This window comes from Planomonospora sp. ID67723 (assembly GCF_015711605.1).
Lineage (GTDB): Bacteria > Actinomycetota > Actinomycetes > Streptosporangiales > Streptosporangiaceae > Planomonospora_A.
This window is the reverse complement of the sequence record NZ_JABTEZ010000002.1, coordinates 376,947-402,438: the sequence shown is the minus strand read 5'-3', so window position 1 is coordinate 402,438 and position 25,492 is coordinate 376,947. Positions and strand designations below refer to the sequence as shown.

The window sequence follows — 25,492 nt, the reverse complement described above, 5'->3', positions numbered from 1 at the left end:
GAAGGCATCCAAGCGCGGTCCGGCGGCACGGAACCGTCACGGATGCGTGCTGTTCACCTGGAACTCACTAAACTTTGACCTCTGGCGCCATCCCCGCCATGTTCAACCCGGATCCACCCCCGCACGAAAGGGTGCCATGCCCCGCGTGGTCCTGCTGGGTTCATCACCCGGCCCTGATGCCGTTTCCGGCCAGTTCGCGCCGCCCACCGCGCTGACTCTGCCCGCACTTCCCGGCTGCCCCACGGTGGTCGGCAGGCTGCACGGCCAGCTCGCCTCGCTCGACCCGGCGCCGGTGACGATCGCCCGAAAGGACGACGCCGCCGCCTACCGGGGATTCCCGGGCACGCTCGTGGAGACCTCCGATCTCGCGGCGGACCTGCGCGCGGTGGCCGAGGCCGCCGAGCGCGCCACGGACAACCTGCTGATCCTCCCGGCCAACTCGCTGATCCACGACGAGCTGATCTACCAGATCACCAAGTCGAAGCGCGGCGCGCTCGCGCTGATCACCAAGGAGCCCCGAGAGGAGGACGAGAACGGCGACGCCATCGTCCCGGACGTCCCCATCGAGGAGGCCCAGCCCGAGATCGGCGACCGCACCCTGGAGGGCCTCCCGGTCCGGGTGCGCGCCGCCAAGTCCCGGGTGATCTCGGTCGGCTCGGCCTACCACGCGGTGACCCGGCCCAACGCCGTCCTGCTCGGCCCGCTGTACCTGAACGTGAGGCACGCGCCGACGCTCGCCGAGGCCGCCCGCGAGCTCGCCGACATGGCCCACCTGTTCGGTCCCGAGGACGACCTGGTTCAGCTCCTGGTCCTCGGCCTGGTGCGGCGCGGCGTCTCGGTCGGCATCCGCGGCCGCCGCGACCTGTTCTACCGCCGGGTGACCACGCAGGCCGAGGCCGACCAGCTCGTCGCGGAGATGTCCGGCTTCGACGAGGACCGGGCCCGGCTGAACAACGCGGTCAAGGGCGCCGACGGCTTCTTCACCACCTATTTCGTCAGCACCTACTCGCGCTTCATCGCCCGCTGGGCGGCCCGGCGCGGGCTCACGCCCAACCAGGTCACGCTGATCTCGATCGCCCTGGGCGTGGCGTCCGCGGCGTGCTTCGCCACCGGCGAGCGCGCCGGGATGGTCGCGGGCGGCATCCTGATCTACTTCGCGTTCGTCTTCGACTGCGTGGACGGCCAGGTCGCGCGCTACGCCCGCAAGTTCGGCGTGCTCGGCGCCTGGCTGGACGCCACCTTCGACCGGTTCAAGGAGTACGTGGTCTTCGCCGGGCTGGCGGTCGGCGCGGCCGTCTCGGGCGTCGGAGACGTGTGGACGCTGGCGCTCGTCGCGCTCGGCGTGCAGTCCATCAAGCACCTGCTGGACTTCTCCTTCGGCGCGGCCAACCGGCGCAAGCCGCCGTCGCCGCTGCCCGGCATCCCGTTGTCGATCAGCCCCGACACCCCGCTCCGCGCGGCGCTGGAGGAACGCAAGGTCGCCCGCAGCGGAGGCGCCATCCGCAGCCTGCTGAAGATGTGGAGCAGGGCGGGCAAGTACCGCACCATGCACTGGGCCCGTAAGATGATCGTCTTCCCGATCGGCGAGCGCTTCGCGGTCATCGCCATCGCCGGCGCCCTCTTCGACGCCCGCGTCACCTTCCTGACGCTGATCATCTGGGGCGGCATCGGCGCCGCCTACTCGCTCACCGGACGTCTGATGAGGTCGCTCGCATGATCACCCAGCCGCAGGCCACCCCTGCTCCGGACCCTTACGAGGAGCGGCTGCGCGTGCAGACCGCGCGCCTGCTCGCCTACCGTGACGACGGCCCGCTGGTCACCGCGCTCCGCGACAAGGTGGGCCCGGGGCTGCCCCCGGTGCCGGCCGCCCTCGCCGCACTGCTGGCGATCATCGCGATGGCGGTGGCCGGGATGCTCGGCGACGGCCCGGTCCTGCTCGCCCCGGCCCTGGTCATGGTCGCGCTGGTGCTGCCCACCGCGGCCCGCGACCACCTGGGCAGGCTCGACTGGCTGGTGCCGCCGCTGATCCGGGGCACCGAGTTCCTCGCCGTGATCCTCGTCGGCCTCGCCGCCGAGGCGCCCAAGTGGCTGCTCTTCGTGCTGATCTACGTGGTCGGCTACCACACCTACGACACGGTCTACCGGACCCGGCAGAGCATCTGGCCGCCCGCCTGGGTGTTCCGGGCCGGCCTGGGCTGGGAGCTCCGGCTGCTGATCATCGGTGCGGGCGCCGCGCTCGGTGTGCTGACCTGGGTGCTGGCCGCGCTCACGCTCTACCTCGGCGTGCTGTTCGCAGTGGAGAGCGTGACGAGCTGGGTCCGTCTGGACAAGGAGTCGGCGACGGCCCGGGCCTCCGCCGAAGCCGACCTCGAAGCCTCCCCGGAGGAGGTCCTGGAGCAGTCGACCGGCGAGGCCGAGCCGACCTGACGGGCGTCACACCCGATCCCGGCGGGCCGCCTGCGCCCGCCGCACCACCTTTCCGAGGGCCGCGGCGCACCGCCGCGGCCCTCCCTCGTTTCTCCGTCGCGCCGGGGAGCTGTGTTACAAAGCAACGTGGAGTTGGACCAGCTGGATCGAGACATCATCGGGGCGCTCGTCGAGGACGCCCGTACCACCTATGCGGAGATCGGGCAGCGGGTGGGCCTGTCGGCGTCGGCGGTGAAGCGGCGGGTGGACCGGTTGCGCGAGACCGGAGCCATCACCGGGTTCACCGCGCGGGTGGAACCCGCGGCGCTCGGCTGGACCACCGAGGCGTACGTGGAGCTGTTCTGCGCGGGCCGGACCTCCCCGGCGGAGATCGGGGTGGCCGTGGCCCGCCACCCCGAGGTGGTCTCGGCCTGCACGATCACCGGCGAGGCCGACGCGCTGCTGCACATCAGGGCGACGGACGTACGCCACGTGGAGCAGGTGATCGAACGGATCGGGGCGGAGCCGTTCGTGGTGCGGACCAAGAGCTCCATCGTGCTCTCCCGGCTGATCGAAGCCCCTCTGATCACCTCGCGCAACGAATCACCGTTCCTCCTCTGAAACAGGCAACGGCCTTGCGCTGATGCGCAAGATCGAGCTCTTGGCCTGCGCAGACCCTGTTCTTAGGCTGTTGCCGTTCCCACCACGACATCCTTTGCGGGGTTCTATATGACGAAGCACTACCTCATGTGTCGGCCCGACCACTTCGCGGTGGAGTACGCGATCAACCCGTGGATGGATCCCCAGGCCGGCGCCGACCGCGAGGTGGCGATCCGGCAGTGGGAGGGGCTCAGGAGCGCCTACGAGGAGCTCGGCCACCGGGTGAGCCTGATCGACCCGGTCGCGGGCCTGCCCGACATGGTCTTCGCCGCCAACGGCGCGCTGGTCGTCGGCGGCCGGGTGTACGGCGCGCGCTTCGCCCACCCCGAGCGGGCGGCCGAGGGCCCGGCGTACCTGAAGTGGTTCACCGACAACGGATACGACCGGGTGCACGAGGCGGCCTTCACCAACGAGGGCGAGGGCGACTTCCTCACCCTCGACCACCTCGTGCTGGCCGGGACCGGCTTCCGCACCGACATCACCGCGCACGGAGAGGCGCAGGAGTTCCTCGGCCGCCCGGTGGTGACGCTGCGCCTGGTGGACCCGCGCTTCTATCACCTGGACACCGCGCTGTTCCCGCTGGACGGCCGGAACGTGGCCTACTTCCCCGGGGCCTTCTCTCCGGGGAGCCAGGAGGTCCTGCGGCACCTGTTCCCCGACGCCGTCATCGCCGACGAGGAGGACGCGGCCGTACTGGGCCTGAACGCGGTCAGCGACGGCACCCACGTGGTGATCAACGCGGAGGCGGCCGGCCTGCAGCTGGAGCTCAAGCGGCGCGGCTTCGAGCCGATCCCCGTGGACCTGTCGGAGCTGCGCAAGGCGGGCGGCGGTCCGAAGTGCTGCACGCTGGAGATCCGCGACTGAACGGGGAATAAGGCCAGGCAGCAGGATTTCAGACCAGAGAAACGGTGATATCCGGATGACCACCACGGCCGAGCTCATCGAGCTCAGCGAGCGCCGCAGCGCGCACAACTACCATCCGCTGCCCATCGTGATCCACGAGGCGCAGGGGGCCTGGGTCGTCGACGTCGAGGGCAAGCGGTACCTGGACTGCCTGTCCGGTTACTCCTCGCTGAACTTCGGCCACGGCAACCCGAAGATCATCGAGGCGGCGCGGGAGCAGCTCGGCAGGCTCACCCTGACCAGCCGCGCCTTCTTCCACGACCAGTTCGCGGCCTTCGCCGCCGGTCTGGCCGGCCTGACCGGCAAGGACATGGTCCTGCCGATGAACACCGGCGCCGAGGCCGTGGAAACCGCGATCAAGGTGGCCCGCAAGTGGGGCTACCAGGTCAAGGGCGTCCCCCGCGACCAGGCGAACATCATCGTCATGGAGGACAACTTCCACGGCCGCACCACCACGATCGTGAGCTTCTCCACCGACCCCGACGCCCACGACGACTTCGGCCCCTACACGCCGGGCTTCAGGATCGTGAAGTACGGCTCGGCGGAGGCGGTCCGCGAGGCCCTCGACGCCAACACCGTCGCCGTGATGGTGGAGCCGATCCAGGGCGAGGCGGGCGTGCTGGTGCCGCCGGACGGCTACCTGCGCCAGATCCGCGAGATCTGCACCGAGAACAACGTGCTGATGATCGCCGACGAGATCCAGTCCGGCCTCGGCCGTACCGGCGACACCTTCGCCTGCGACCACGAGGGCGTCGTGCCCGACGTCTACGTGCTGGGCAAGGCCCTGGGCGGCGGCGTCGTCCCGGTCTCGGCGATCGCGGCCGACGAGAACGTGCTCGGCGTGATCAAGCCGGGCCAGCACGGCTCCACCTTCGGCGGCAACCCGCTCGCCTGCGCGGTCGCCAACGCGGTCATCGAGATCCTCAACACCGGGGAGTACCAGGCGCGGGCCAGGGAGCTCGGCGGGGTCCTGCACGAGCGGCTGCGCGGGCTGACGGGTCAGAACGGCGTGGTGGCGGTGCGCGGGCGCGGCCTGTGGGCGGGCGTGGACATCGACCCGTCCATCGCCACGGGCCGCGAGGTCTCCGAGGCGCTGATGCGCCGCGGCGTCCTGGCCAAGGACACCCACGGCTCCACGATCCGCCTCGCCCCGCCGATCGTCATCTCCGAGGAGGACCTGCTGTGGGCCGTCGACCAGCTGGTCGACGTGGTCGGGGAGCTCGGCGGCTGATCTTGCGGAACGACCCTGCCGGCCCCTCTCCCCCGAGACGGTCCGGCAGGGCCCTCCGGTGGCGGTTCAGTTCTGCTCGCTGAGCACCGCTATGACGTACCGGTTGATGCGCTCCTCCGCGGCCTGGGAGACGGCGGTGAAGTGCAGGCGGATCTCGGCGCCGTCGCCGTGCTTCCTGTGGTTGACGATCTCGGCCTTCAGCGCCAGGGGGCTCTCGCCCTGCAGCGGAATGTCGATCTCGACGAGATCGCCCTTCTTGAACGGGACGTCCCGCCCGGTGGAGCAGTGCGCCCCGGAGGCGCTCAGGTCGAGAAGTTCCACGGGGTGCTTCCCGCCCGCCGCGTGGACCCACGTTCCGCTGCCGACCGCCGCCCGCGGGAAGCCGCGCCGTTCGAGCTGCGCGGCCAGATCGGCCATGGTCGAGATCCGGCGGATCGCCCGGTCCAGATACTCCTTGAGGAGATCGACGCTGGAGTGCTGCTGCCGGGTGATGTCCCCCACCTGCGCCGCCGCCTCGTCGAGGTTGCCGACGCCTCCGGTCATCTCGGTGAGCGCGCCCGCCATGGCGGTGGCGTTCTCCTCCAGTGACCGGATGATGGCGGTGATCTCGTCGGTTGACTGGGTCGTCGTCGTGGCCAGCTCCTTCACCTCGTTGGCCACGACGCTGAAGCCCTTGCCCGCCTCCCCCGCCCGGACGGCCTCGATGGTGGCGTTGAGCGCGAGCAGGTGGGTCTGCGTGGCCACGTTCGAAATGATGTGGGCGATTCCCTCCACCTTGCGCAGGCTCGCTTCGAGCTGCTCGACGGTGTCGTTGGCCCGGCGCACCTGCTCGACGACGCGGTGGGTGACGGCGTCGGTCACGCTGACCCGCTCGTCGATGGTCTCGGCCGTGCCGCGCAGCTCATCGGTCTTCTCAGCGACCACGTGGAGCTCGCCCATGATGGTGGAGACGCTGCTGTTGATCATTTCCTGGGCGCGCTGGCGGGCCTGCTGCTCGCTGAGCTGACGCTCGGCGTACGTGATGCGCAGCTGCTCCTCCCGCGCGGCGTTGGCCTGCTCCAGTTCCGTGTCCTGCGCGGCCATCGCGTCGAGCATGGTGTCGATGGCCCGCCCCAGCGCGCCGATCTCCCCTTCGTCGCCGGACCGTACGCGCAGCGTGCGGTCGCCGGAGGCGATGACGGCCTCGGCGGTACGCCGGAGCGGCCTGACCTGCCGCCGGATCCCCTGGCGCACCAGCAGGACCATCACCGCGAGCAGGAGCGCCCCTGCGGCCGCGGTCATCAGGAACACGTCGCGCAGCACCACCGTCGCCGTCTCGTGGATCGGGCGGTCACGCACCGCCTCCAGCAGGACCGGTGTCCCCTCGACCGCGGGAAGGGCGACGTTCACGCTGATGCGGTCGTCGTCGAGGGCTCCCGTGACGACCTTCAGATCACCCAGCCGGCTGGACAGGGTGAGCGGGCGCTCGCCGGTCGCGCGCGCCTGGCTCACCAGCTTCACCGGCAGGCCGATCTGCTTGCCGATCGCGGTGAGGCGCTCTTCACCGAGAGCCTTGAAGTAGATCAGACCACCTGCGGGCTCGCCGTCACCGTCACCCGGGTAACTGGCGAAACCGCAGTACAGGAAGGGCGTGCCGGATGTCCGGACGACTCCGCAACGGGCTGATCCCGCCTCGGCGTCCGCGGCGAAGAGCCGGTGCAGCAGCGCGGGCTCCGCCAGGTCGGCCGGCAGCGGGGCGAAAGCCGACCCGGCCCCGACCATCCCGCCGACCCGTACCGTGCCGTCCGGCCCGGTTCCGACGACGCCGTCCACACCGTAGATGCGCCGGATGTCGCTCGGCGGGAAGTCCGCCTCGAAAGCGGTCCCGTCAGCCTCGCGCACGTCGGCGAACGAGCTGTCCCAGATCGAGTTGGTCGCGCCGTAATCGCTGAGCAGGCGGATCTCGTAGTCCAGCGCGATGCGTATCCGCTGCGCGTCCTGGGCCACCTGATCGGCTTCCACGCGGTCGAACGCGGCGACGGTGATCTGCCGCTGGACCACGAAACCGAGCGCGATGACCAGGATGACGAGGAGTCCTGCCAGGGGGGAGCCGACTCTGGAGTGACTGAGTTTCACGGCAGCTTCATCGGACGCCGCTCGCCCTGGCTGAGGAAAACGCCCGCGGCGCCTGCCTCACGTCCGGCCCGGCATACCGCCGGCTCCGGGCCCACCGGCGGCGGGTGCGCCTGCTTCTACGCCGGGGAGCGCACCTCGGCCGGGAGGTCCACGGTGGCGACCTCCATGACCTCGGTCGTGCTTGCGGTCTCCCAGCGGATGGAGACCGGCCCGTCCAGGGTGAGGGTGGCGATCGCGTTGGAGAACCAGGGGCCGTGGGTGATCCGCCACCGGATCGGCGGCCGGGGGATCTTCGTCAGCCGGGAGAGCAGGCCGCCGATCAGGGTGGCGATGCCGAACTGGGCCACGATGTTGGCCAGCCGGAGGGTACGGCTCAGCGGGTTGCGGATCGGAGAGCAGACGAGCTGGTAGATCGGGTGCTTCCTGGCCTTGGCGGCGTACGAGTAGTGGATGTCGCCGGAGAGGATGATCACGGGCTTGCCGGTCCGGACCAGCAGGCGGGACATGTCCTCGAAGGACCGGCGGAAGGCGGACCAGTGCTCCAGGTCGAAGGTCTGGCGCAGCCACTCCGACCAGCGGGCGACCCGCCGCCCCCAGGCTCCCTGGGCCAGCGCCTCGTTCCAGTTCTGCACGTGGTGGATGCCGGCCGGCAGCAGGAAGGGCACCGAGGTGCCGATCACGAAGCGCTCGGCGCCCTCCTCCGCCAGCCGCTCGGTGAGCCACGCCCACTCCACCGGGTCGAGCATCCGGCGGTCTCCTGGGGTGAGCTGGCGCGCGCACCGCGAGTCGAGCATGATCAGGCGGGTTGAGCCCAGGTCGCGGGAGTAACTCCACCGGCTGTCGGCGGGGACGGCGTCGGCGTGCGCGGCGAAGGCGTCGAGGATCTCCGCCCCGTCGCCCTCCGAGGCGCACAGCTTGCCGAGCAGGCCGTCGGCGTCGCGCTCGGCGGGCGAAAGGTTGCCCAGGTGCTGGTAGACCCAGTAGGACCCGAGCCCGGCGACCACCCGGCGCGGCCACCATTCCACCTGGGCCATCTTCGCGCGCCAGTCCGCCGAGGTGTTCCAGTCGTCGCGCAGGTCGTGGTCATCGAAGATCATCGCGGTGGGCACGGTGGAGAGCAGCCAGCGGATCTCCGGGTCGGTCCAGGCCACGCGGTACAGCTCGGCGTACTCCTCGAAGTCGGCGATCTCGGTCTTCGGCTCGCTGTCCCTGCGGCCCTTGATGAACTCCAGCATCTCGGCGGAGGGCTCGTCGGCGTAGACCTGGTCGCCGAGCAGGAGCAGCATGTCGGGCCAGTCCTGCTCGGGGGTCTCCATCATGCGGCAGCCGTAGGAGCGCAGCACGTCCACCCCGTGCGAGATTGTGTGGATCACATCGTGCGGCACGCTGGTCCGGCAGGAGCCGAACATCACGCGCCGGGGTCCCCGCGGGCCGAGCAGCCGGATGCGGCTGGGCGGGTGATCCGGGAGCGGCCAGACGGTCTGCCCGTCGAGGCGGACCTCGTACTTCCCCTCCCCGGCCACGTCCACGATCGCGTAGTGGTGGCCGTGCACCGTGAACGTCCGCGCGCTCGCCTGTGCCCGACCGGCCTCCACGACCACCTCGCACGGCTCACTGGTCTCCACCCACACGGAGGCGCTCGTCTCGTCGACGTAGCGCAGCAACGGCCCGACGACAAGTTCCGGCACGCTCACCCTCCCAGCCACTCCGGATCGGCGGAGATCCTCTGGCAAACCCGCTGTATCGGCATGTCCCGTTCCGGTGCCCGGACATCCCACTCGATAACAACGAGTCGTTAGATAAGTCTAGAAAAGGATAAGCGTCAGCACTGAAACAACGTATCCTCCCTCGTCGGATCGCGGTAGGACATCCCGGCGACCGCGCCGGGCATCGGAAGCCGCGGCGAACGGAAGCAGCGCGTCACCCCCCGCTCCCGAAGACGGCGGGAGGCCGCCGGGCGGTTCCGGACGGGCACGGGGCCACACCCGCCCGGAAGGCCGCCCGGGTGGAGTCTCAGCGGGAGAAGGCTCCGCTCAGCACGCCCCGCAGCACCTCGGTGGGCCGCTGCTGCTCGCCGTGCAGAGAGGTCACGGCGACGAGCGCCCCGGTGGCGCCGGGGACGACCCACTGCATGACGCGCAGCTGCCGCTGGGCCTTGGCGACCTCGGCGGGAGTGTCCTCGGCCGGCTTCACACCACCCTCGGCCGGAACCTCGCCCGCCCGCTCGAGCGTGGCGCCGAGCTTCCTGCTGTAGGCGGTGGCGGCCAGCGCCGCGGTGGTCAGCGCCAGCTTGAGCATGGAGCTGGACCCCACACCGCGCTGGCCGACGACGCGCCCCTTGTTGGCCATGAGCAGGCCCGTCGCGCCGATGAGGTGCATGGCGATGCCCGCGAGGTTGACCGGCGTCCAGCGATCCCATCCGGCGTTCGCCACCCGCGTGCGCTCGCGCCTGTCGCTGACCTTGGAAGAGGCGCCGTTCAGGCCGACGGCGCCCATCAGCGAGCCGCCGAACCAGATCGCCATCCCGATGTCGTGCATGCTGCGTATGACGGTGTTGCGTTGCATGTGACTCCCCTTTGTCACCGATAACGGACTCCGCGGCCCTTGGCGGCACCGCGACGAAGGGTCGTTTACCCGGATTGTCTTAAGGGATCCGCGCTCATCCGATTTCCGGGACGGAATCATGCCTGGACCGGAAACCCGGCCTCAGGCAGCCCTCGGCGCGATGTCCACGCCGCCCCGCGGCGCCGTGGAGGAGGGGCGGCGCCGGCGTGCCTGCTCGGCCAGGCGCCCGGCCGCCTCGGAGTCCACCGCCGGAAGGTGCGTCGCGATCATGGTTCCGGGCCGGCTGCTCCAAACCGGCGAACGCCCCACGCGGGAACCTGCCATATTGGCGGGTTCCTTTCTCCCCGCCGAGACGATTTCCTCGTTGGCAGCAGATCGGTCGCGGCACGGGAGCGCGGAGGCCGTCCGGGACGACGACGTACCCGCCTCGGCACGACGAACGCCCGTGCCGTCGCCGATCACGAAACCGTCCCGGACGGGGCAATGGCGCCCCGTCCGCCTTTGGAGGGCCTCCTTCATGTCGATCACGGTGCCGTCAACGACGCCGGCAACCACCTCCCTGATCACCCCGGGCCGCCAGGCCCTCGACGCCGCGCTCTTCCAGCTCGACCAGGCCGCCGACCAGCTCGGCCTGGACGACGGCCTGCGCACGATGCTCGCCACCCCCCGCCGCTCTCTCACCGTGGCGGTGCCCGTCCGCCGCGAGGACGGGCGGATGGACGTCGTGCAGGGCTTCCGGGTCCAGCACAACATCACCCGCGGCCCGGCCAAGGGGGGCATCCGCTTCCACCCGTCCACCGACGTCCACGAGGTCACCGCGCTGGCCATGTGGATGACCTGGAAGTGCGCGCTGGCCGGCATCCCGTACGGCGGCGCCAAGGGCGGCGTCTGCGTGGACCCCGCCTCGCTGACCACGCGTGAGCTGGAGCGGGTCACCCGCCGCTACGTCAACGAGATCCTGCCGATCATCGGCCCCGAGCGGGACATCCCGGCCCCCGACGTCGGCACCGACGAGCAGACCATGGCCTGGATCATGGACACCTACTCGGTGAACGCGGGCTACCCGGTCCCCGGCGTGGTGACCGGCAAGCCGATGACGCTCGGCGGCTCCCTCGGCAGGGCCGGGGCCACCTCCCGCGGTGTGCAGATCGCCGCGCTCCGTGCGCTGCCGGGTTCGCCCGAGGGCCGCACCGTCGCGGTCCAGGGCTTCGGCAAGGTCGGCGCGCTGGCCGCCCGCTACCTCGCCGACGCCGGCTGCCGCGTGGTGGCGGTCTCCGACGTCACCGGCGCGGTGGTGAACCTCTCCGGTCTCGACGTCGACGACCTGCGGGCCTGGGTGGCGGAGACCGGCGGCGTGTACGGCTACCGCCACGCCGACGCCCTGTCCCACGCCGAGCTGCTGGAACTGGACGTCGACATCCTCGTCCCGGCCGCCCTGGAAGGCGTGATCACCGAGGAGAACGCCCCGCGGATCAAGGCCCGCCTGATCGTGGAGGGCGCCAACGGCCCCACCACCCCCGAGGCGGACCGTGTCCTGGCCGACGCCGGGACCACGGTGGTCCCGGACATCCTGGCCAACGCGGGCGGCGTGATCGTCTCCTATCTGGAGTGGGTGCAGAACATGCAGGCCTACTCCTGGAGCGCGGGCGACGTCGAGATGAAGCTGCGCGACCTCATGGAGCAGTCCTTCGACGCGGTGGCGGAGCTGTCGGCCGGGCGCGGCATCACCCTGCGCCAGGCGGCCCACGTCATCGGCGTGGGCCGGGTCGCCGAGGCCCACCAGCTCCGCGGCCTGTACCCCTGACGACCACCGGCCCGCCGGGACCCGCCCCACCGGGTCCCGGCGGGCCGTCAGGCGGCGTTCCGCCAGGGAGCCGCGCTCAGCAGGTCCTCGACCCGCTGGGCGGGGACGGGGGGCGAGAACAGGTACCCCTGGACCAGGGGCCGGCCCATCCGCTGCAGCAGGACGGCCTGCTCGGAGGTCTCCACGCCCTCGACCACGGTGTCCAGGCGCAGGCTGGCCGAGAGCTCCATGATCGCCTTGGTGAAGGCCTGGGTCTGCTGGGGACCTTCCTCGGTGAGCGCGATGGTGAACGACCGATCGATCTTGAGGACGTCCACCGGCAGGGAACGCAGGTAGGCCAGGGACGAGTAGCCGGTGCCGAAGTCGTCCAGGGCGATGCGCACGCCGTGCTCGCGCAGGGCGTTGAGAACGCCGATGAGACGCTGGGTCTCGGCCGGGGTGGTGGCCAGCAGCATGCTCTCGGTGATCTCCAGGGTCAGCGCCCCCTCGGGCAGCTCGTAGCGGGCCAGCGTCTCCAGGACCATGGCGCCGAAGCCCTCCTCGCGGAGCTGGCGGCCGGAGACGTTGACGGCGACGGAGATGCCGTACTGCTCGTGCCAGCGGCGCGCGTCGGCGCAGGCCTGCTCCAGCACCCACAGCCCGATCGGGACGATGAGCCCGGTCTCCTCGGCGATGGGGATGAAGACGTCCGGCCGGACCGGCGTGCCCCCGGTGGGGGTCCAGCGCAGCAGGGCCTCGACTCCGCGGATGTCGCCGCTGGCCAGGTTGACGACGGGCTGGTAGTTCAGGGTGAACTCGCCGGCGGGGAGCGCCTGGCGCAGTTCGGCGGTGAGGCGGGTGCGCTCCAGCTGGGCGTCGCGCAGCGCCGGCTCGAAGACGGCGATCTGGTCCTTGCCCGCGTTCTTGGCCGCGTACAGGGCCAGGTCCACGCTGCGGAGAGCCTCCGACGGGCTGTCGACGGGGAGGCCGGCCAGGATGCCGATGCTGGTGGTCAGGTGCAGCTCGCGGGCGTCCAGCCGGTAGGGGGCCCGCACCGCGGTCAGCACGCGCCGGGCCACGGCGAGCGCGTCTGCGGGGGTCGCCGTGGGCAGCAGCAGGGCGAACTCGTCACCGCCCAGGCGGGCCAGGGTCTGGCCCTGCGCGACGACGGCGCCCAGGCGCCGGGCGACGTGGACGAGCAGTTCGTCCCCGATCGGGTGACCGAAGGTGTCGTTGATGTCCTTGAACCCGTCCAGGTCCAGCAGCAGCAGCGCGGGCGGCCGGATGCCGGGCAGCGCCGAGGAGGTGATGATGGCGTGCTGCAGGGACTGGTTGAGCAGGGTGCGGTTGGCCAGCCCGGTCAGCGGGTCGTGCAGGGCGCGGTGCGACAGGCTGCGCTGGAGCGCCTCCTGCCGGTTCAGGGCGGTGACCAGCTCGGCGGAGTGGTTCTCGGCCAGCCGCGCGACGGTGTTCAGGCGGAGCACCAGCAGCACGGCCAGCAGCACGGTCAGCGCCGTGTTCATCAGGCCGTCGAAGAAGTGGGTCCTGCCGTAGGAGTCCATGAACGCGTGGCCGAGACCGGAGACCAGCGGGCTGAGCAGCGCCAGGGCCAGGAACATGATCACCCGCCCCCGGCCGGACACGACGGAGGTCCGCAGCCGTCGCGTGGCGACGCCGGGATGCAGCACGGCCGCGCCGGACAGGACGGAGAAGCCCAGCCAGCCGATCGTGGCGACGGTGCCGGAGGGCCGGCCCGTCACCTGGTCGAGCAGGTAGGCGCCGTCCCCGGCGAACAGGGAGGCGTAGGCGGCACCCAGCAGCCCCAGCCAGGGCGTGCGGCGGTTGTCGAACGCCAGCCGCACGAGGATGCCGGCGGCGAACAGGTCGATGACGGGGATCGCGATCGCGAAGGCGAGGGCGGTGCCGGTCTGCCCGCTCCCGTCGACCAGCGGCTTGATCAGGAAGGTCCAGAGGGGCATCGCCACGCAGACGGCGATGATGCCCGCGTCCAGCAGCCCCGCCCCGCACGAGCCCTCGGCCCGCGTGCTCAGCATCGTCAGCGCGACCAGCGACAGCGCGTAGGTGGCCAGGGTGCCGACCCGGTACAGGTCCATCGAACCGGGGATCTCCAGCCAGATCCAGCCGATGCCCCAGGCCAGGGTGGTCGAGAACCAGGCGGAGACGGCGGCGACGCACAGCAGCCTCCACGGCCACTGCCCGGTCAGCCCGTTCCGGCGGGCTCCGGCCACGACGGCCACCGCCGAGATTCCCTGCACCAGCACCCATGCCAGCACGTCCAGCGCCGGGGAGACGGAGGCGAGGAACGGGGTCGCGGCGGTCAGCGCGGCGGCGAGCAGAAGATAGGCCGCCCAGATCCGGGGAGCCCGGACGGGGCGCGGCAGGGTGGGCGGAGACATCCTGGGCATGACCTGGCTCACCTCCTTCGCCGTCCTGCTGTGGACACGGTTCCTCAGAGCGCATCATCGGCTCGGCACGGCGGGTTCTGAGCGTTTCCGGTCGTCGGGTGTCCGGCGCGCCCGGGTGCGGAGGTCGGTGTCCGGGCTCTCGCGCCCGGAGGATCACGAACGGGCGTGCCCCCGGAAGGGCGGTGGGGAGCCCGGCTCGTCCAGGACGCTGACCAGATGCTCCAGATCGCGCATGAGCTGCTCGGTGCGCTCCAGGCCGTAGGCGGCCTCGATCACCCGGTGGTGCCCGGCCACCCCGCCCTCGACCCGGGCGAGCAGCTCGGCGCCCCGGTCGGCGAGGAAGACCGCGACCCTGCGGCGGTCGGCAGGGTCGTGCCCCCGGTAGACGAGTGAGCGGTCGACGAGCCGGTCGACCGCCTTGGTCAGCGTCGGGTGCGGCATCAGCACGGCCTCGGCCAGCTCTCCCATGGAGTGGCCCCGGCCGTCGGCGAGGCCGCGCAGGATGCGCCACTGCTCGACGGTGACGTCCTCGGCCGCCAGTGTGGCGGCCAGGCCCCGGTTGACGCTGCGCTCGGCCCGGCTGAGAAGGTAGGCGAGCGAGGATCCCAGCCCGGTCGTCACCACATGGAGCTCCCGTCTGCGTCCCGGTTGGACAACGGGCCTGCCGGACCCGTCCCCCAGGGAGGATACTCGGCTCCGTGGCAGAAGCCATCACACCCGTCGTCACCTCCCTGGAAGCCCGGCTCCTCGGGACCGCCGCGCTGCGCGTCGGGCTCGTGGTCCCGGTCTCCGGGGTTCTCGGGCTGGTCGGGCCGTGCGCGATCAACTGCGCGGTCCTCGCCGCCGACGAGGTCAACCTCGCGGGCGGGATCCTCGGCAGGCAGGTCGAGCTGGTGCTCGTCGACGGCGGCCGCCCCGCGGAGCTGGTCGCGGCCGAGACCGGCGCGCTCGTGTCCGCCGGGGCCGTCGACGCGGTGGCCGGGACCTGCGCCAGCGACGTGCGGATCGCCCTGGTGCGGGCGCTGTCCGGGCGGGTGCCGTTCGTCTACGCCCCGCCGTACGAGGGAGGCGGCCGCGCGCCCGGCGTCTACTTCCTGGGTGAGACCCCGCAGCACCAGCTCGGGCCCGGTATCGACTGGCTGCTCGACAGCCGCCGCGCCCGCCGCTGGTTCCTGCTCGGCAACGACTACGTCTGGCCGCGCCTGGTCCACGCCGCGGCCAGGCGGCACCTGGCCGGGCGCGACGCCACGGTGGTCGGTGAGCGGCTCGTGCCGTACGGCGTGCGGGACTTCGCGCCGCTGCTGGAGGAGCTGGCCGCCGGCCGGGCCGACGCGGTGCTGCTCAGCCTGATCGGCAGCGACCTCGTCGCCTTCAACCGTGCCTTCGCCGCGGAGGGGCTGTCGTGCGCGCGGCTCTGCGGGGCGCTGGAGGAGCACGGCCTGCTCGGCATCGGCGGTGACGCGACCGGTGAGCTGTACGGGGCGATGGGGTACTTCGCGAGCATGGTCACCGATGAGAGCCTGAGCCTCGGCGAGCGCTACGTCCGGCGCTTCGGCTCCGCCGCACCGCTGCTCAACGGGCATGGGCAGGGATGCTACGAGGCGGTGCTGATGCTCGCCGCCCTCGCCGCGCGCGCCGGGACGCTCGCGGTGCCCGCCCTGGACTCGGCCGCCGACGGCACCTCGATCGTCACGGCGCGCGGGCGGTTGACCCTCCAGGGCCGGGGGGTGCGGCGGCACGCGCACCTCGGCCGGGCCGACGGGCTCGACTTCGACATCGTGCGCTGAGCCGCGCACGCGGACACCGTGCGCCGAGCCGTACGGACCGGTATGCGGGGGTCACGAGGAGCGACCAAAAATTTCCAAAGGAAAACTTTTCCTTTTCAAGGATTGGCTCTAGGGTACGGCTGCCCCCCTCATCAAGGAGCCGTCCATGGCAACCGACCCCTCCCTGGAGCACTTCGGCTACCAGCAGGAACTGCGCAGATCGCTGAGCTTCACCGACCTGCTCGTCTACGGCCTGATCTTCATGGTGCCGATCGCCCCGTTCGGCATCTTCGGCAGCGTCTACCAAGGCTCCGGCGGCATGGTCGCCCTCGCCTACGTCATCGGCATGGTCGCGATGGCCTTCACCGCGCTGTCGTACGCGCAGATGGCCCGGGCCTTCCCGATGGCGGGTTCGGTCTACACCTACGCCGGCCGGGGGATCGCGGCACCGGTCGGGTTCCTGGCCGGGTGGGTGATCCTGCTCGACTATGTGCTGGTGCCCGCCCTGCTCTACCTCATCGCGAGCTTCGCGATGGCCTCGTTCGTACCCGCCGTCCCGGTCTGGGGCTGGCTGATCATATTCGTGCTGCTGAACACGGCGGTGAACTACGCGGGCATCCAGATGACCGCCCGGATCACCAGGATCATGCTGGTCGGCGAGCTCGCCGTGCTGGCGGTCTTCCTGGTGGTGGGCCTGATCGCGCTGGCCCGGGGCAAGGCCCAGACGGGCGCGCTCAGCCCGCTCTTCGACTCCTCGACGTTCTCCTGGCCGCTGGTCTTCGGCGCGGTCTCGATCGCGGTCCTGTCCTTCCTCGGCTTCGACGGCATCTCGATGCTCGCCGAGGAGAACCGGGAGGACAGCCGGCAGCTCGGCCGGTCCATGGTGGCCGCGCTCGGACTGGCGGGCGTGCTGTTCGTCGCGCAGACCTGGGTGGGTGCGCTGCTCACCCCCGACCGGGAGAAGCTGCTGACCGGGGGAGACCCCGCCGGCACCGCGTTCTACGACATGGCCGAGTTCGCCGGGGGCCACTGGCTCGGCGTGCTCACCGCCGTCGCCACCGCGATCGCCTGGGGTTTCGCCAACTCCCTGGTCGCGCAGGCGGCCACCTCCCGGCTGCTGTTCGCGATGGCCCGCGACCGCCAGCTCCCCCGATTCCTGGCCAGGGTCGATCCCGTCCGCAGGGTCCCGGTCAACGCCACCCTGCTCGTGGCCGCGATCTCCCTGGCCGTCGGCCTCTACCTCACCACCCGCGACGACGGCATCGGCCTGATCAGCGGTCTGGTCAACTTCGGCGCCATGACCGCCTTCCTCGCCCTGCACGTCTCGGTCGTCGTCCACCACGTCCTGCGGCGGGGAAGCCGCGACTGGTGGCGGCACCTCGTCGCCCCGGCGACCGGCTTCGCGATCCTGGTCTACGTCGTGGTCAACGCCAGCATCGCGGCCCAGGCGCTCGGCCTGGCCTGGCTGGGCCTCGGCGTGGTGGTCCTCGGAGCCTCCTACGCCCTGGGGCGCCGCCCCACCCTTTCCGGCCTCAACGACCCCTCGGACGCGTCCCCGAAACGGACCGCCTGACGGCTCCCGCCCACCCACAAGGAGAGATCACGTGTTCGACATATTCGAGGTCCCGCCCTGCGCAGACCTCCCGGCCCCGGCGGTCGCGCGATGAACGTCGTCTCCTACCGGCCCACCCCGCAGGAGCTCGCCTACACCTTCGGCGGGCGCCCCGCCGTCGGCACCGTACGGCCCGGCACCGTCCTGGAGCTGTACACCGAGGACTGCTTCGGCGGCCGGGTCCGCTCCGTCGGGGACCTGCCCTCGAAGGTCTGCGAGTTCCCCTACCTCAACCCGGTCACCGGCCCCTTCCACGTCGAGGGCGCCGAGCCCGGCGACACGCTCGCCCTGCACTTCGTCGCCATCGAACCGGCGAGGGACTGGGCGGTGTCGACCACGTTCCCGCACTTCGGCGCGCTGACCGCGACCCACAGCACGGCGATGCTGCATCCGCCGCTGGACGAGGTCGTCTGGCGCTACGACGTCGACGTGGACAAGGGCGTGGTCCGCTACCACGCCCGCCGGAGCGACTTCACCGTCGAACTCCCGCTGGACCCGATGCACGGCACCGTCGGCGTCGCGCCGGGCGCCGCCGAGGCCCGGATGACGATCACCCCGGACGCCCACGGCGGCAACATGGACACCCCCGAGCTGCGTGCGGGGGTGACCGTGTACCTCGGCGTGAACGTCGCGGGAGGGCTGTTCGCGATCGGTGACGGCCACGCCAGGCAGGGTCACGGCGAGGTCTGCGGCACCGCGGTCGAGGCGGCGATGAACACCGTGGTGGCGGTGGAGCTGATCAAGGGGGTGAGCACTCCCTGGCCGCGTCTGGAGGACGACGGGCACCTGATGTCCACCGGCTCGGCCCGCCCGCTGGAGGACGCCTACCGGATCAGCCAGCACGACCTGGTCACCTGGGCCGCCGGACTCACCGGCCTGGACGTCCTGGACGCCTACCAGCTCGTCAGCCAGGCCGGGCAGGCCCCGGTGGGCAACGTCTGCGACAGCAACTACACGATGGTCGCCAAGCTGCCCAAGGACTATCTCGGCGGCCCGGCCGTCTACGAGTCGGCCCACGACCGCCTTCGGGCCCTGGGCCGCAGGTACCTGTCCGAACGCTGAGCGCCTCCCACCGCAAGAGCCGTCCCGCACCGCCGCGCCACCCGGAGCGCGGCGGCGCGGGACCCCGGTACGGCGCCGGGCTAGCCGGCCGCCGTGACGATGTCCTCGCAGAGGGCGTGGGTGACCAGGGCGTCCCCGGCGTCGAGCACGGTGCCGGAGCGGACCGCGTCCAGGAACTCCAGGCAGACCTGCTCGATTCCGCGCTGGCGGGAGACCGGGGTCCAGTCGCCGCGCCGGGTCAGGGTCTCGGCTCCGGCGTAGTCGGTCGCCTCGGCGAGGTTGACCACCCGGCGCTTGACACCGCCGCCCATGACCTCCACGGTCTCCTCGGCCGCGCCGCTCACCCTGCTCATGATCCCGAAGGCGGTGAAGCCGTCGCCGGACAGCTCCAGCGTCACGTGCTCCAGCAGGCCGTCCCTGACCCGGGTCCGGATGTCGGTGTGCTCGACCTCTCCGGGTACCAGGAAGCGGAGCGTGTCCACGACGTGGACGAAGTCGTCGAAGATCGCGGTTCGCGGGTCCTCGGCCAGGTTCCTGCGGTTCTTCTCCATGACGACCAGATGGCGGGGCAGCTCGAGCAGGGCCGCGTAGGACGGCGCCCGGCGGCGGTTGAAGCCGACCAGCAGGGAGCGCTCCCGTTCGCGCGCCAGCCGTACCAGGCGCTCGGACTCGGCGAGGGTGTAGGCGATCGGCTTGTCCAGGTAGACGTGCACGCCCGCGCGGAGCAGCGGCTCGACGATCTCCGCGTGGGCGCTCGTGGCCGCGTGCACGAAGGCCGCCTCGACGCCCGCCTTCACGACCTCCTCCACCGAGGTGGAGCGGGACCCGATCCGGTGGGCGTCGCCGAGGCGGTCGAGGGTGGCGCGGTCGCGGGTGCACAGGTGGAGGTCGAGGCCGGGCTGGGCGGACAGGACCGGCAGGTAGGCCTTCTCCGCGATGTCCCCGAGACCGATCATGGCAATCTTCATGCCGCGACCCTACGGCCTGCGCCCCCGGCGGGCGGGCTGCTCACGCCGCCTTGGCCGGCAGGGCGCGCCACCAGGCGATCGTCTCGGCCAGGGCCTCGTCCATCGGGGTGGGCTCCGCGCCGAAGGTGGCCTGGAAGTCGGTGGAGTCGAGGACGAAGGGCCGGACGAACTGGTAGCGCAGCTCCTCCAGCTCGCCGAGCATGGGCGAGAAGGCTCCCGCCGTACGCAGCAGCCAGTGGGGCACGGCCTTGATCCCGGGGGCGCGCACCCCCGCCAGCCGGCAGATCCGCTCGGCCACGGCGCGGTAGGTCATCTCCGGCGCCGTCGGGACGTGCCAGGCGCGTCCCCAGGACCGGTCGTCGGTGGCGGCGGTCACCAGGGCCCGGGCCACATCGGGCACGTAGGTCCAGCTGTGCGGCTGGTCCGGGTCGCCGATGTGGCGGACCGTCCTGCCCTCCAGCAGGCGCGGGACGAGCCTGTCGCCCAGGTGGGACTGGTCCCGGCAGCCGGGGCCGAAGTAGTCGGACCCGCGCACCTCGGTCACCCGGACCCGACCGGCCTCGTGCGCGGCGAGGGCCTCGCGCCACATGCGGACCCGGACGGCGCCCTTGGCCGAGGGCGGGGCGAGCGGGTCGCTCTCCTTCATCGGCCGGTCGGGGGCCGCGTAGACGTAGAGGTTGCCGAGGGCGACGTATCCGGCTCCGGCCGCCTCGGCGGCGCCCAGCAGCGACTCCGCCATCGGCGGCCAGTCCTGGGCCCAGCGGTGGTAGGGCGGGTTGACGCAGTTGTAGAGGGCGTCGGCGCCCCGGGTCAGGGCGGCCATCCGCTCCCGGTCGGCCGCGTCCGCGGCGACCTTGCGGACACCGGGCAGGTCGGGGCCGGAACCGGACCGGCTGACGAGAACAACCTCGTGCCCCTGCCCGGCCAGCAGCCCGGCGACCTGGGAGCCGACCTGTCCTGCTCCCGCGATGACGTGCTTGCCCATGATCGATGTTCCTCTCACTGGTTCCAGACGAGCCGCAGGACGGCGTTGACGGTGTAGACGGCGGCGAAGGCGATCGCCGGGGTGAGGCGGCCGGCCAGGGCGAGCGCCGCGGCGCCGCCGCCGAACCACAGCAGTTCCAGCGCCACCCGGGCCAGGCCGGTCAGCGGGATCCGGGCGTCGTCGGCGGCGCCGAAGACCGCCCAGACCGCGACGAACAGAGCGACCCCGCCGAGCCCGAGGAGCAGCTTCACCGGCCAGTTCTGACCCGTGGTGAACCCCCAGTAGCCGACCGAGGCCAGCACGCCCAGCTCCAGCAGGAACATCAGGAGGAGGTTGGCGTTCTTGGCGGGGGACACCATCGAGGACTCCTTGGAGATTGCCGTTCCACTCTGAGAGCAATGCTCTCTCATCGGAGCACGGATCGTCAAGAGCGGTGCTCTCGTTTATCTCCAGTGCTCTGATACGGTCGTCGCATGAGCGCAGGCCGTACAGCACGTGAGCGGGTCCGGGCCGAGCTGACCCGCGAGATCACCGACATCGCGCGCAGGCAGCTCGCCGTCGACGGCGCGGGAGGGCTCTCGCTCCGCGCGGTCGCCCGGGAGATGGGCATGGTCTCCTCGGCGATCTACCGCTACTTCCCCTCCAGGGACGACCTGCTCACCGCGCTGATCATCGACGGTTACAACGCCGTCGGGGAGGCCGTGGAGAAGGCCGACGCCGCCTGCCCGCGCGAGGACCACGCCGGGCGGTGGATGGCGGTCTGCCACGCCGTACGCGACTGGGCGCTGACCCACCCGCACGAGTACGCCCTGCTGTACGGCTCGCCCGTGCCCGGCTACCAGGCGCCGATGGACACCGTCGTCGCGGCCGTGCGCGACACGGTCGTCTACGGCCGGATCCTCTCGGAGGCCCACGCCGCCGGGACCCTGAACCCGCCGGACGTCTGCCCCCCGGCGCCCGCCCCCTTCGGCGCCGACGCGGTGCGCGTGCGCGAGGTCATGCCCGGTGTCCCCGACGACGTGGTCGCCCGCGCCCTGGTCGCCTGGACCGGCCTGTTCGGCTGGGTGAACTTCGAGTTGTTCGGCCAGTTCAACAACGTGATCCTCGACCCGGCGACGGCCTTCGACCATGCCATGCGCTGCCACGCCGCCCTGCTCGGCCTGCCGGTCGCCGCCACCGCCCCTCCGCACGGAAAGTAGTGGATCAGTAAGCGGAACGTGTCATGAGCAGTTATTTTCCCAGGTCAAGTCGGATGACAGACTGAGGTCACCGTCGTCGCCCTGGAGGTAGCAGTGATCCGACCGTGGGAAGCCAACCCATCGGCCGAATTCAGACGCCGGCTCGGCAAGTCGGCGGGCGAACTGGGCACGACGAACAGCAGTCCCTCCTGCCCGGACATCTGGGAGCTCGACAACGGTGATTTCGCCGTCGTCGGCCGCGACCTCACCGCCGCCTACGCGGGCCGCCTCCCCGACGACGTGTCCGTCGCCCCGGACGAGCGCATCGTCGTCATCCCGCGCACCACGCTCGTCGCCGCCAGATCGGACATCCCCCATGCTTGACCGGGTCCGCGCCGCTCCTGGGCGCCTCCTGGACGCGGCCGCCTACCTCGACGACTTCTGGCCCCGCTTCGGGCGTCTCGGCGACGAGCCGTTCTGGAAGCTGGAGCGGGCCCAGCACTTCCGCGAGCCGGACGTGGCGAGCTGGAGCGCGATGGTCGCGGGCGACTGGGAGCGCTCACTCGTGCTGGTCGAGGAGATGCGCGCGGACATCGCCTCCGCCTCCGGACCCGAGCTGCGCAGGGTCCGGATCGTGGAGCAACCGGTCACCCCGTACCTGCAGTGGGAGATGCAGATCCTGAGACTCCGCGCCGAGGCGGGTGAGCGGATCCGGGTGCTGCCCGCCAAGTCCGTCGCCCACCTGGAGGCCTCCGGGACGCGGCTGCCCGAGGTGGTCCTGCTCGGCTCCCTGGCCATGTACGAGGTCCTGTACGACCGGACAGGCACGCTCAGCGGGGCGCGCCGCATCGACGACCCCGACCTGCTCGGTTCCTGCCGGGCCGAGCTCTCCCGGCTCTACGACCAGGGCGAGGACCTCCTGAACTACTTCGACCGCGAGATCATCCCCCTGCCACCGCCCAAACCCGGCGCCTGAGCGGAGGTGACCGCCGTGTCCCCGCGTCGCCTGTCCGAGCGGCTGCTGACGCGCGGCCTCCCCCGCCGGGTCCTGACGGCGGCCCTGCTGCTCGTCGTGATCACTCTGGTCGCCGGCCTCGTCGCGGTCTCCCCGCTCGCCCTCGGCCTGCTGGGCGACCAGGCGGGTGACTGGGAGCGGCTCAGCCTCATCGGCCAGACGTACGGCGCGGCCTCCACGCTGCTGTCGGTGCTCGCCCTCGTCGGCGTCGCCGTCTCCCTGGTCCTGCAGGCCCGCGAGGCCAAGTCCGACCGGGAGCAGGCGCTGCGCATGCTCCACGCCGACCTGATGAAGATGGCGATGGAGGACCCGCTCTACCGCCGGGCCTGGGGACCGTTCTTCGACTCCGACGACCCCGACACCCCGCGCGAGCACATGTACGTGAACCTGATCGTGTCGCAGTGGTCGATGGAGTACGAGCTGCGGACCATCACCGAGGAGCACCTGCGCCCCATCGCCCGCACGCTGTTCTCCGGCCCGGCCGGCCGCCGCTACTGGACCAACGTCCGAGAGCTCCGGATCACCAGCACCTCCACCCGCCGCGAGCGGCGGTTCCACCGGATCCTCGACGAGGAGTTCCACGCCGCACACGAACCGCCCCCGTCTTCCCCCGCTTCCCCGTCGTCCCCGCCCGCCCCCGCCTCGCCGTCTCCCCCGGGCCCCGCCACTCCCCCGGCCGCCCCCGTCCCCCGAGGGCCGGCGGTCACCGCCTCCCCCGCCCCCTTCGGCGGGACCGCGCGGATGCGGCCGGCCCTGCTCACCCTGCTGACCCTGCTGGCCGTACCCGCGGCGGTGCGGGCCGCGCGCAGGCTGATCATCAGGCGGCGCGCACGGTGATCCGGGTCCGCCCCTCCACCGGAGGGCGGGCCGGCGGATGCGGCGGCCGGGCGGCGGTGGCACGATACCGGGATGGATTTGATCTTTCGTGCCGCGGGCGCGCTGCTGGGCACCGAGCTGTCCGACCCGGTCGACCTGGGCGGCAGCACGCGCAGCACCGTGCTGCGCTGCCGGACGGCCGACGGCGGCAGCGTGATCGTCAAGTCGTTCCACGACGAGGCCGAGGGGATGCGCTGCTTCGCCTCCGAGGCGGCCGGGCTCTCCCTGGGCCTGGCCGGTCCCGAGCTGCTGGGCGTGGACACCGCCGTACCGCTGGTGGTGATGGCGGATCTCGGGGACGCTCCGACACTGGCGGACGTGCTGCTCGGGGACGATCCGCAGGCCGCCGCGGAGGGGCTGCTGGCCTGGTCCCGCGGGCTCGGGCGGCTGGCCGCCGGGTCGGTCCGCAGGCGCGCCGACCTCACCCGGCTCTGGACCCGGTACGGCGGGGGCCTGCGGTCCTGGGAGGACGAACCGTGGATGGAGCAGAACGCCGACGCCTTGCTCGCGCTGCTCGACGGGACCGGGATCGCGGCACCGCGCGGGCTGGCCGGAGAACTGGCGGAGATCAGGACGGCGGCCGCGAAGGAGTACCCGGCCTTCACCCCGGGTGACACCTGCCCCGACAACAACCTCCTCACTCCGGACGGCCTGCGACTGATCGACTTCGAGACCGCCTGCTTCCAGTCGGTCTTCCTGACCGCCGCGTACTGCCGGATGCCGTTCGCCACCTGCTGGTGCGTCTTCCGGCCGCCGCCCGGCCTGGCGGAGGAGGTCGAGGAGACATTCCGCGCGGAGGTCGTGACGGCCTACCCGGCGCTGGCCGAGGACGCCGTCTGGCAGGCCGGAATGCGGCGGGCGATCGCGATCTGGACGGTGCACACGACGGTGCGCCTGCTGCCGCGCGCCGCGGAGGACGGGCCGCTCCACCGGACCCGGCGGCCGGTCCCGACCAGGCGGCAGGTGCTGCGGCACCGCTGGGAGCTGGCGAGCATGATCGAGGAGTATCCGGCGTTCGCCGAGACCATGCGGCTGCTGCTGAAGGAGGTCGCCGGCGAGTGGGACGCGCCCCCGCTGCCCGGCTACCCCGCCTTCGAGAACCGGCTGATCGGCTGAGGGTCCCGGGACCGTACGGCCGGCCGTACCGTTTCGAGGAGCGGCCCGTCAGTCCGCCAGGGACGGGTGCCGCCAGGGGGCGAGCACGCAGAACTCGTTGCCGTCCGGATCGGCGAGCACCACCCAGGAGGCGTCGGCGGGCTGCCCGATGTCCACCCGGCTCGCGCCCAGCCCGATCAGCCGCTCGACCTCGGCGTCCTGGTCGTCGGGGTTGAGCTCGACGTGCAGGCGGCTCTTGCCCTGCCTGGGCTCGTCCAGCGGGACGAAGACCATGCCGGGATTGCTGAACTCGTCCTTGGCGATGGCCACCTCTCCCTTCGGCCCCTCGAAGACGATCTGGTATCCCAGCGCGTCGGCCCAGAAGCGGGCCAGATCGGCGGGGTCCGGGCTGTGGACCGCGAGGGAGAACCAGGTGCTCGGCATGATCCATTCCTACCGCGCCCCCACCGCCGAGTCCAGTTTCCCTCCCCGGAGGGAAACGAGGTGCAGGCCCGCGCGTCCGGTTGACCGGCCGTAGCCGGTTTCTTCGGTGAGGCTCCCCGGGGCCGCGCCGTCATGTCCGGATGATCGGCTATTCCGGCCCCAGGCCTTCACCCTCGGCGTGCGGAACGCCTTCATCTGAGGCGTGAAGAACGGCGAGTTCGGCTGAACCCACCACGACCGCCCCCGAGGGAGGGCGCTCGGCTTCGGCAGGGGCATTCTCGGCGGGTAGCGACGCGCTGCCTGCGCCGGCATCCAGTGGCTTTCATTCTCGGCATAAGCGACTGGCTGCCTACAGCGCATTCCCTCCTCCCGAGACCAGATGAATGCCCTATCCCTATCGAC

At 71.7% G+C, this 25,492-nt stretch carries 24 protein-coding genes; 14 read left to right on the top strand and 10 right to left on the bottom strand.

What is annotated here, in order from left to right; translation table 11 throughout:
* The first annotated feature begins 136 nt into the window (after positions 1–136).
* The 5 genes from HS041_RS39300 (at position 137) to rocD (ending at position 5,200) form a co-directional block, all read left to right on the top strand.
* Complete coding sequence (locus HS041_RS39300; protein ID WP_196441208.1) at positions 137–1,717, top strand: CDP-alcohol phosphatidyltransferase family protein; 1,581 nt, start codon at positions 137–139, stop codon at positions 1,715–1,717.
* A complete protein-coding gene (locus tag HS041_RS39295) occupies positions 1,714–2,427 on the top strand; it encodes a DUF5941 domain-containing protein (protein WP_196441207.1) in 714 nt (237 codons plus the stop codon). Before HS041_RS39300 ends, HS041_RS39295 begins: the two co-directional genes overlap by 4 nt.
* Positions 2,428–2,553: 126 nt before the next feature.
* Positions 2,554–3,027 (top strand): Lrp/AsnC family transcriptional regulator, encoded by a 474-nt coding sequence (locus tag HS041_RS14480; protein WP_196441206.1) that lies wholly within the window; start codon positions 2,554–2,556, stop codon positions 3,025–3,027.
* A gap of 108 nt (positions 3,028–3,135) precedes the next feature.
* A complete protein-coding gene (ddaH, locus tag HS041_RS14475) occupies positions 3,136–3,930 on the top strand; it encodes a dimethylargininase (RefSeq protein WP_196441205.1) in 795 nt (264 codons plus the stop codon).
* Between the two features lie 55 nt (positions 3,931–3,985).
* A complete protein-coding gene (rocD, locus tag HS041_RS14470; protein WP_196441204.1) occupies positions 3,986–5,200 on the top strand; it encodes an ornithine--oxo-acid transaminase in 1,215 nt (404 codons plus the stop codon).
* Positions 5,201–5,266: 66 nt separating this feature from the next.
* Here rocD and HS041_RS14465 read toward each other — a convergent pair whose 3' ends face one another.
* The 4 genes from HS041_RS14465 to HS041_RS39290 form a co-directional block, all read right to left on the bottom strand.
* A complete protein-coding gene (locus HS041_RS14465; protein ID WP_196441203.1) occupies positions 5,267–7,315 on the bottom strand; it encodes a methyl-accepting chemotaxis protein in 2,049 nt (682 codons plus the stop codon).
* A 116-nt stretch (positions 7,316–7,431) separates the two neighbouring features.
* Complete coding sequence (locus HS041_RS14460; protein ID WP_196441202.1) at positions 7,432–9,003, bottom strand: DUF7800 domain-containing protein; 1,572 nt, start codon at positions 9,001–9,003, stop codon at positions 7,432–7,434.
* A 325-nt stretch (positions 9,004–9,328) separates the two neighbouring features.
* The gene (locus HS041_RS14455) at positions 9,329–9,880 is read right to left on the bottom strand and encodes a hypothetical protein (protein ID WP_196441201.1); all 552 of its coding nucleotides are present in this window, start codon (positions 9,878–9,880) and stop codon (positions 9,329–9,331) included.
* Positions 9,881–10,021: 141 nt separating this feature from the next.
* Positions 10,022–10,150: a hypothetical protein gene (locus tag HS041_RS39290; protein WP_255529970.1), complete on the bottom strand. Its 129-nt coding sequence runs from the start codon at positions 10,148–10,150 to the stop codon at positions 10,022–10,024.
* Between the two features lie 247 nt (positions 10,151–10,397).
* Here HS041_RS39290 and HS041_RS14450 point away from each other — a divergent pair, with 247 nt between their 5' ends.
* On the top strand, positions 10,398–11,684 hold the full coding sequence (locus HS041_RS14450; RefSeq protein ID WP_196441200.1) for a Glu/Leu/Phe/Val family dehydrogenase: 1,287 nt from the start codon (positions 10,398–10,400) through the stop codon (positions 11,682–11,684).
* Positions 11,685–11,731: 47 nt separating this feature from the next.
* Here the strand turns inward: HS041_RS14450 and HS041_RS14445 are convergent, their stop codons facing one another.
* The gene (locus tag HS041_RS14445; RefSeq protein WP_196441199.1) at positions 11,732–14,089 is read right to left on the bottom strand and encodes a putative bifunctional diguanylate cyclase/phosphodiesterase; all 2,358 of its coding nucleotides are present in this window, start codon (positions 14,087–14,089) and stop codon (positions 11,732–11,734) included.
* A gap of 153 nt (positions 14,090–14,242) precedes the next feature.
* Positions 14,243–14,713 (bottom strand): MarR family winged helix-turn-helix transcriptional regulator, encoded by a 471-nt coding sequence (locus HS041_RS14440; RefSeq protein ID WP_196441198.1) that lies wholly within the window; start codon positions 14,711–14,713, stop codon positions 14,243–14,245.
* Between the two features lie 74 nt (positions 14,714–14,787).
* Between HS041_RS14440 and HS041_RS14435 the strand changes: the two genes are divergently transcribed.
* From HS041_RS14435 to HS041_RS14425, 3 genes are all read left to right on the top strand, one after another.
* Positions 14,788–15,876, top strand: coding sequence for a substrate-binding domain-containing protein (locus HS041_RS14435; protein ID WP_196441197.1), 1,089 nt, complete (start codon positions 14,788–14,790; stop codon positions 15,874–15,876).
* 145 nt (positions 15,877–16,021) lie between these two features.
* A complete protein-coding gene (locus HS041_RS14430) occupies positions 16,022–17,428 on the top strand; it encodes an APC family permease (RefSeq protein WP_196441196.1) in 1,407 nt (468 codons plus the stop codon).
* 90 nt (positions 17,429–17,518) lie between these two features.
* Positions 17,519–18,529, top strand: a complete 1,011-nt coding sequence (locus tag HS041_RS14425) for an acetamidase/formamidase family protein (protein ID WP_196441195.1) — start codon at positions 17,519–17,521, stop codon at positions 18,527–18,529.
* An 80-nt stretch (positions 18,530–18,609) separates the two neighbouring features.
* Here HS041_RS14425 and HS041_RS14420 read toward each other — a convergent pair whose 3' ends face one another.
* From HS041_RS14420 to HS041_RS14410, 3 genes are read right to left on the bottom strand one after another with little or no spacing between them, the layout of a single operon-like run.
* Positions 18,610–19,497 (bottom strand): Gfo/Idh/MocA family protein, encoded by an 888-nt coding sequence (locus HS041_RS14420; RefSeq protein ID WP_196441194.1) that lies wholly within the window; start codon positions 19,495–19,497, stop codon positions 18,610–18,612.
* A 40-nt stretch (positions 19,498–19,537) separates the two neighbouring features.
* Complete coding sequence (locus tag HS041_RS14415) at positions 19,538–20,482, bottom strand: NAD-dependent epimerase/dehydratase family protein (RefSeq protein WP_196441193.1); 945 nt, start codon at positions 20,480–20,482, stop codon at positions 19,538–19,540.
* 14 nt (positions 20,483–20,496) lie between these two features.
* On the bottom strand, positions 20,497–20,841 hold the full coding sequence (locus tag HS041_RS14410) for a YrdB family protein (protein ID WP_196441192.1): 345 nt from the start codon (positions 20,839–20,841) through the stop codon (positions 20,497–20,499).
* Positions 20,842–20,955: 114 nt separating this feature from the next.
* On the opposite strand from HS041_RS14410, the gene HS041_RS14405 reads away from it, so the two are divergent.
* From HS041_RS14405 to HS041_RS14385, 5 genes are all read left to right on the top strand, one after another.
* A complete protein-coding gene (locus HS041_RS14405; RefSeq protein WP_196441191.1) occupies positions 20,956–21,681 on the top strand; it encodes a TetR/AcrR family transcriptional regulator in 726 nt (241 codons plus the stop codon).
* Positions 21,682–21,774: 93 nt separating this feature from the next.
* Complete coding sequence (locus tag HS041_RS14400; RefSeq protein ID WP_196441190.1) at positions 21,775–22,044, top strand: hypothetical protein; 270 nt, start codon at positions 21,775–21,777, stop codon at positions 22,042–22,044.
* Positions 22,037–22,636, top strand: a complete 600-nt coding sequence (locus HS041_RS14395) for a DUF6879 family protein (RefSeq protein ID WP_196441189.1) — start codon at positions 22,037–22,039, stop codon at positions 22,634–22,636. Before HS041_RS14400 ends, HS041_RS14395 begins: the two co-directional genes overlap by 8 nt.
* 15 nt (positions 22,637–22,651) lie before the next feature.
* Positions 22,652–23,512, top strand: a complete 861-nt coding sequence (locus HS041_RS39750) for a DUF6082 family protein (RefSeq protein ID WP_196441188.1) — start codon at positions 22,652–22,654, stop codon at positions 23,510–23,512.
* A 72-nt stretch (positions 23,513–23,584) separates the two neighbouring features.
* A complete protein-coding gene (locus HS041_RS14385; protein WP_196441187.1) occupies positions 23,585–24,667 on the top strand; it encodes a hypothetical protein in 1,083 nt (360 codons plus the stop codon).
* Positions 24,668–24,715: 48 nt separating this feature from the next.
* Here HS041_RS14385 and HS041_RS14380 read toward each other — a convergent pair whose 3' ends face one another.
* Entirely contained in the window at positions 24,716–25,090 is a 375-nt protein-coding gene (locus tag HS041_RS14380) for a VOC family protein (RefSeq protein ID WP_196441186.1), read from the bottom strand.
* Positions 25,091–25,492 lie beyond the last annotated feature (402 nt).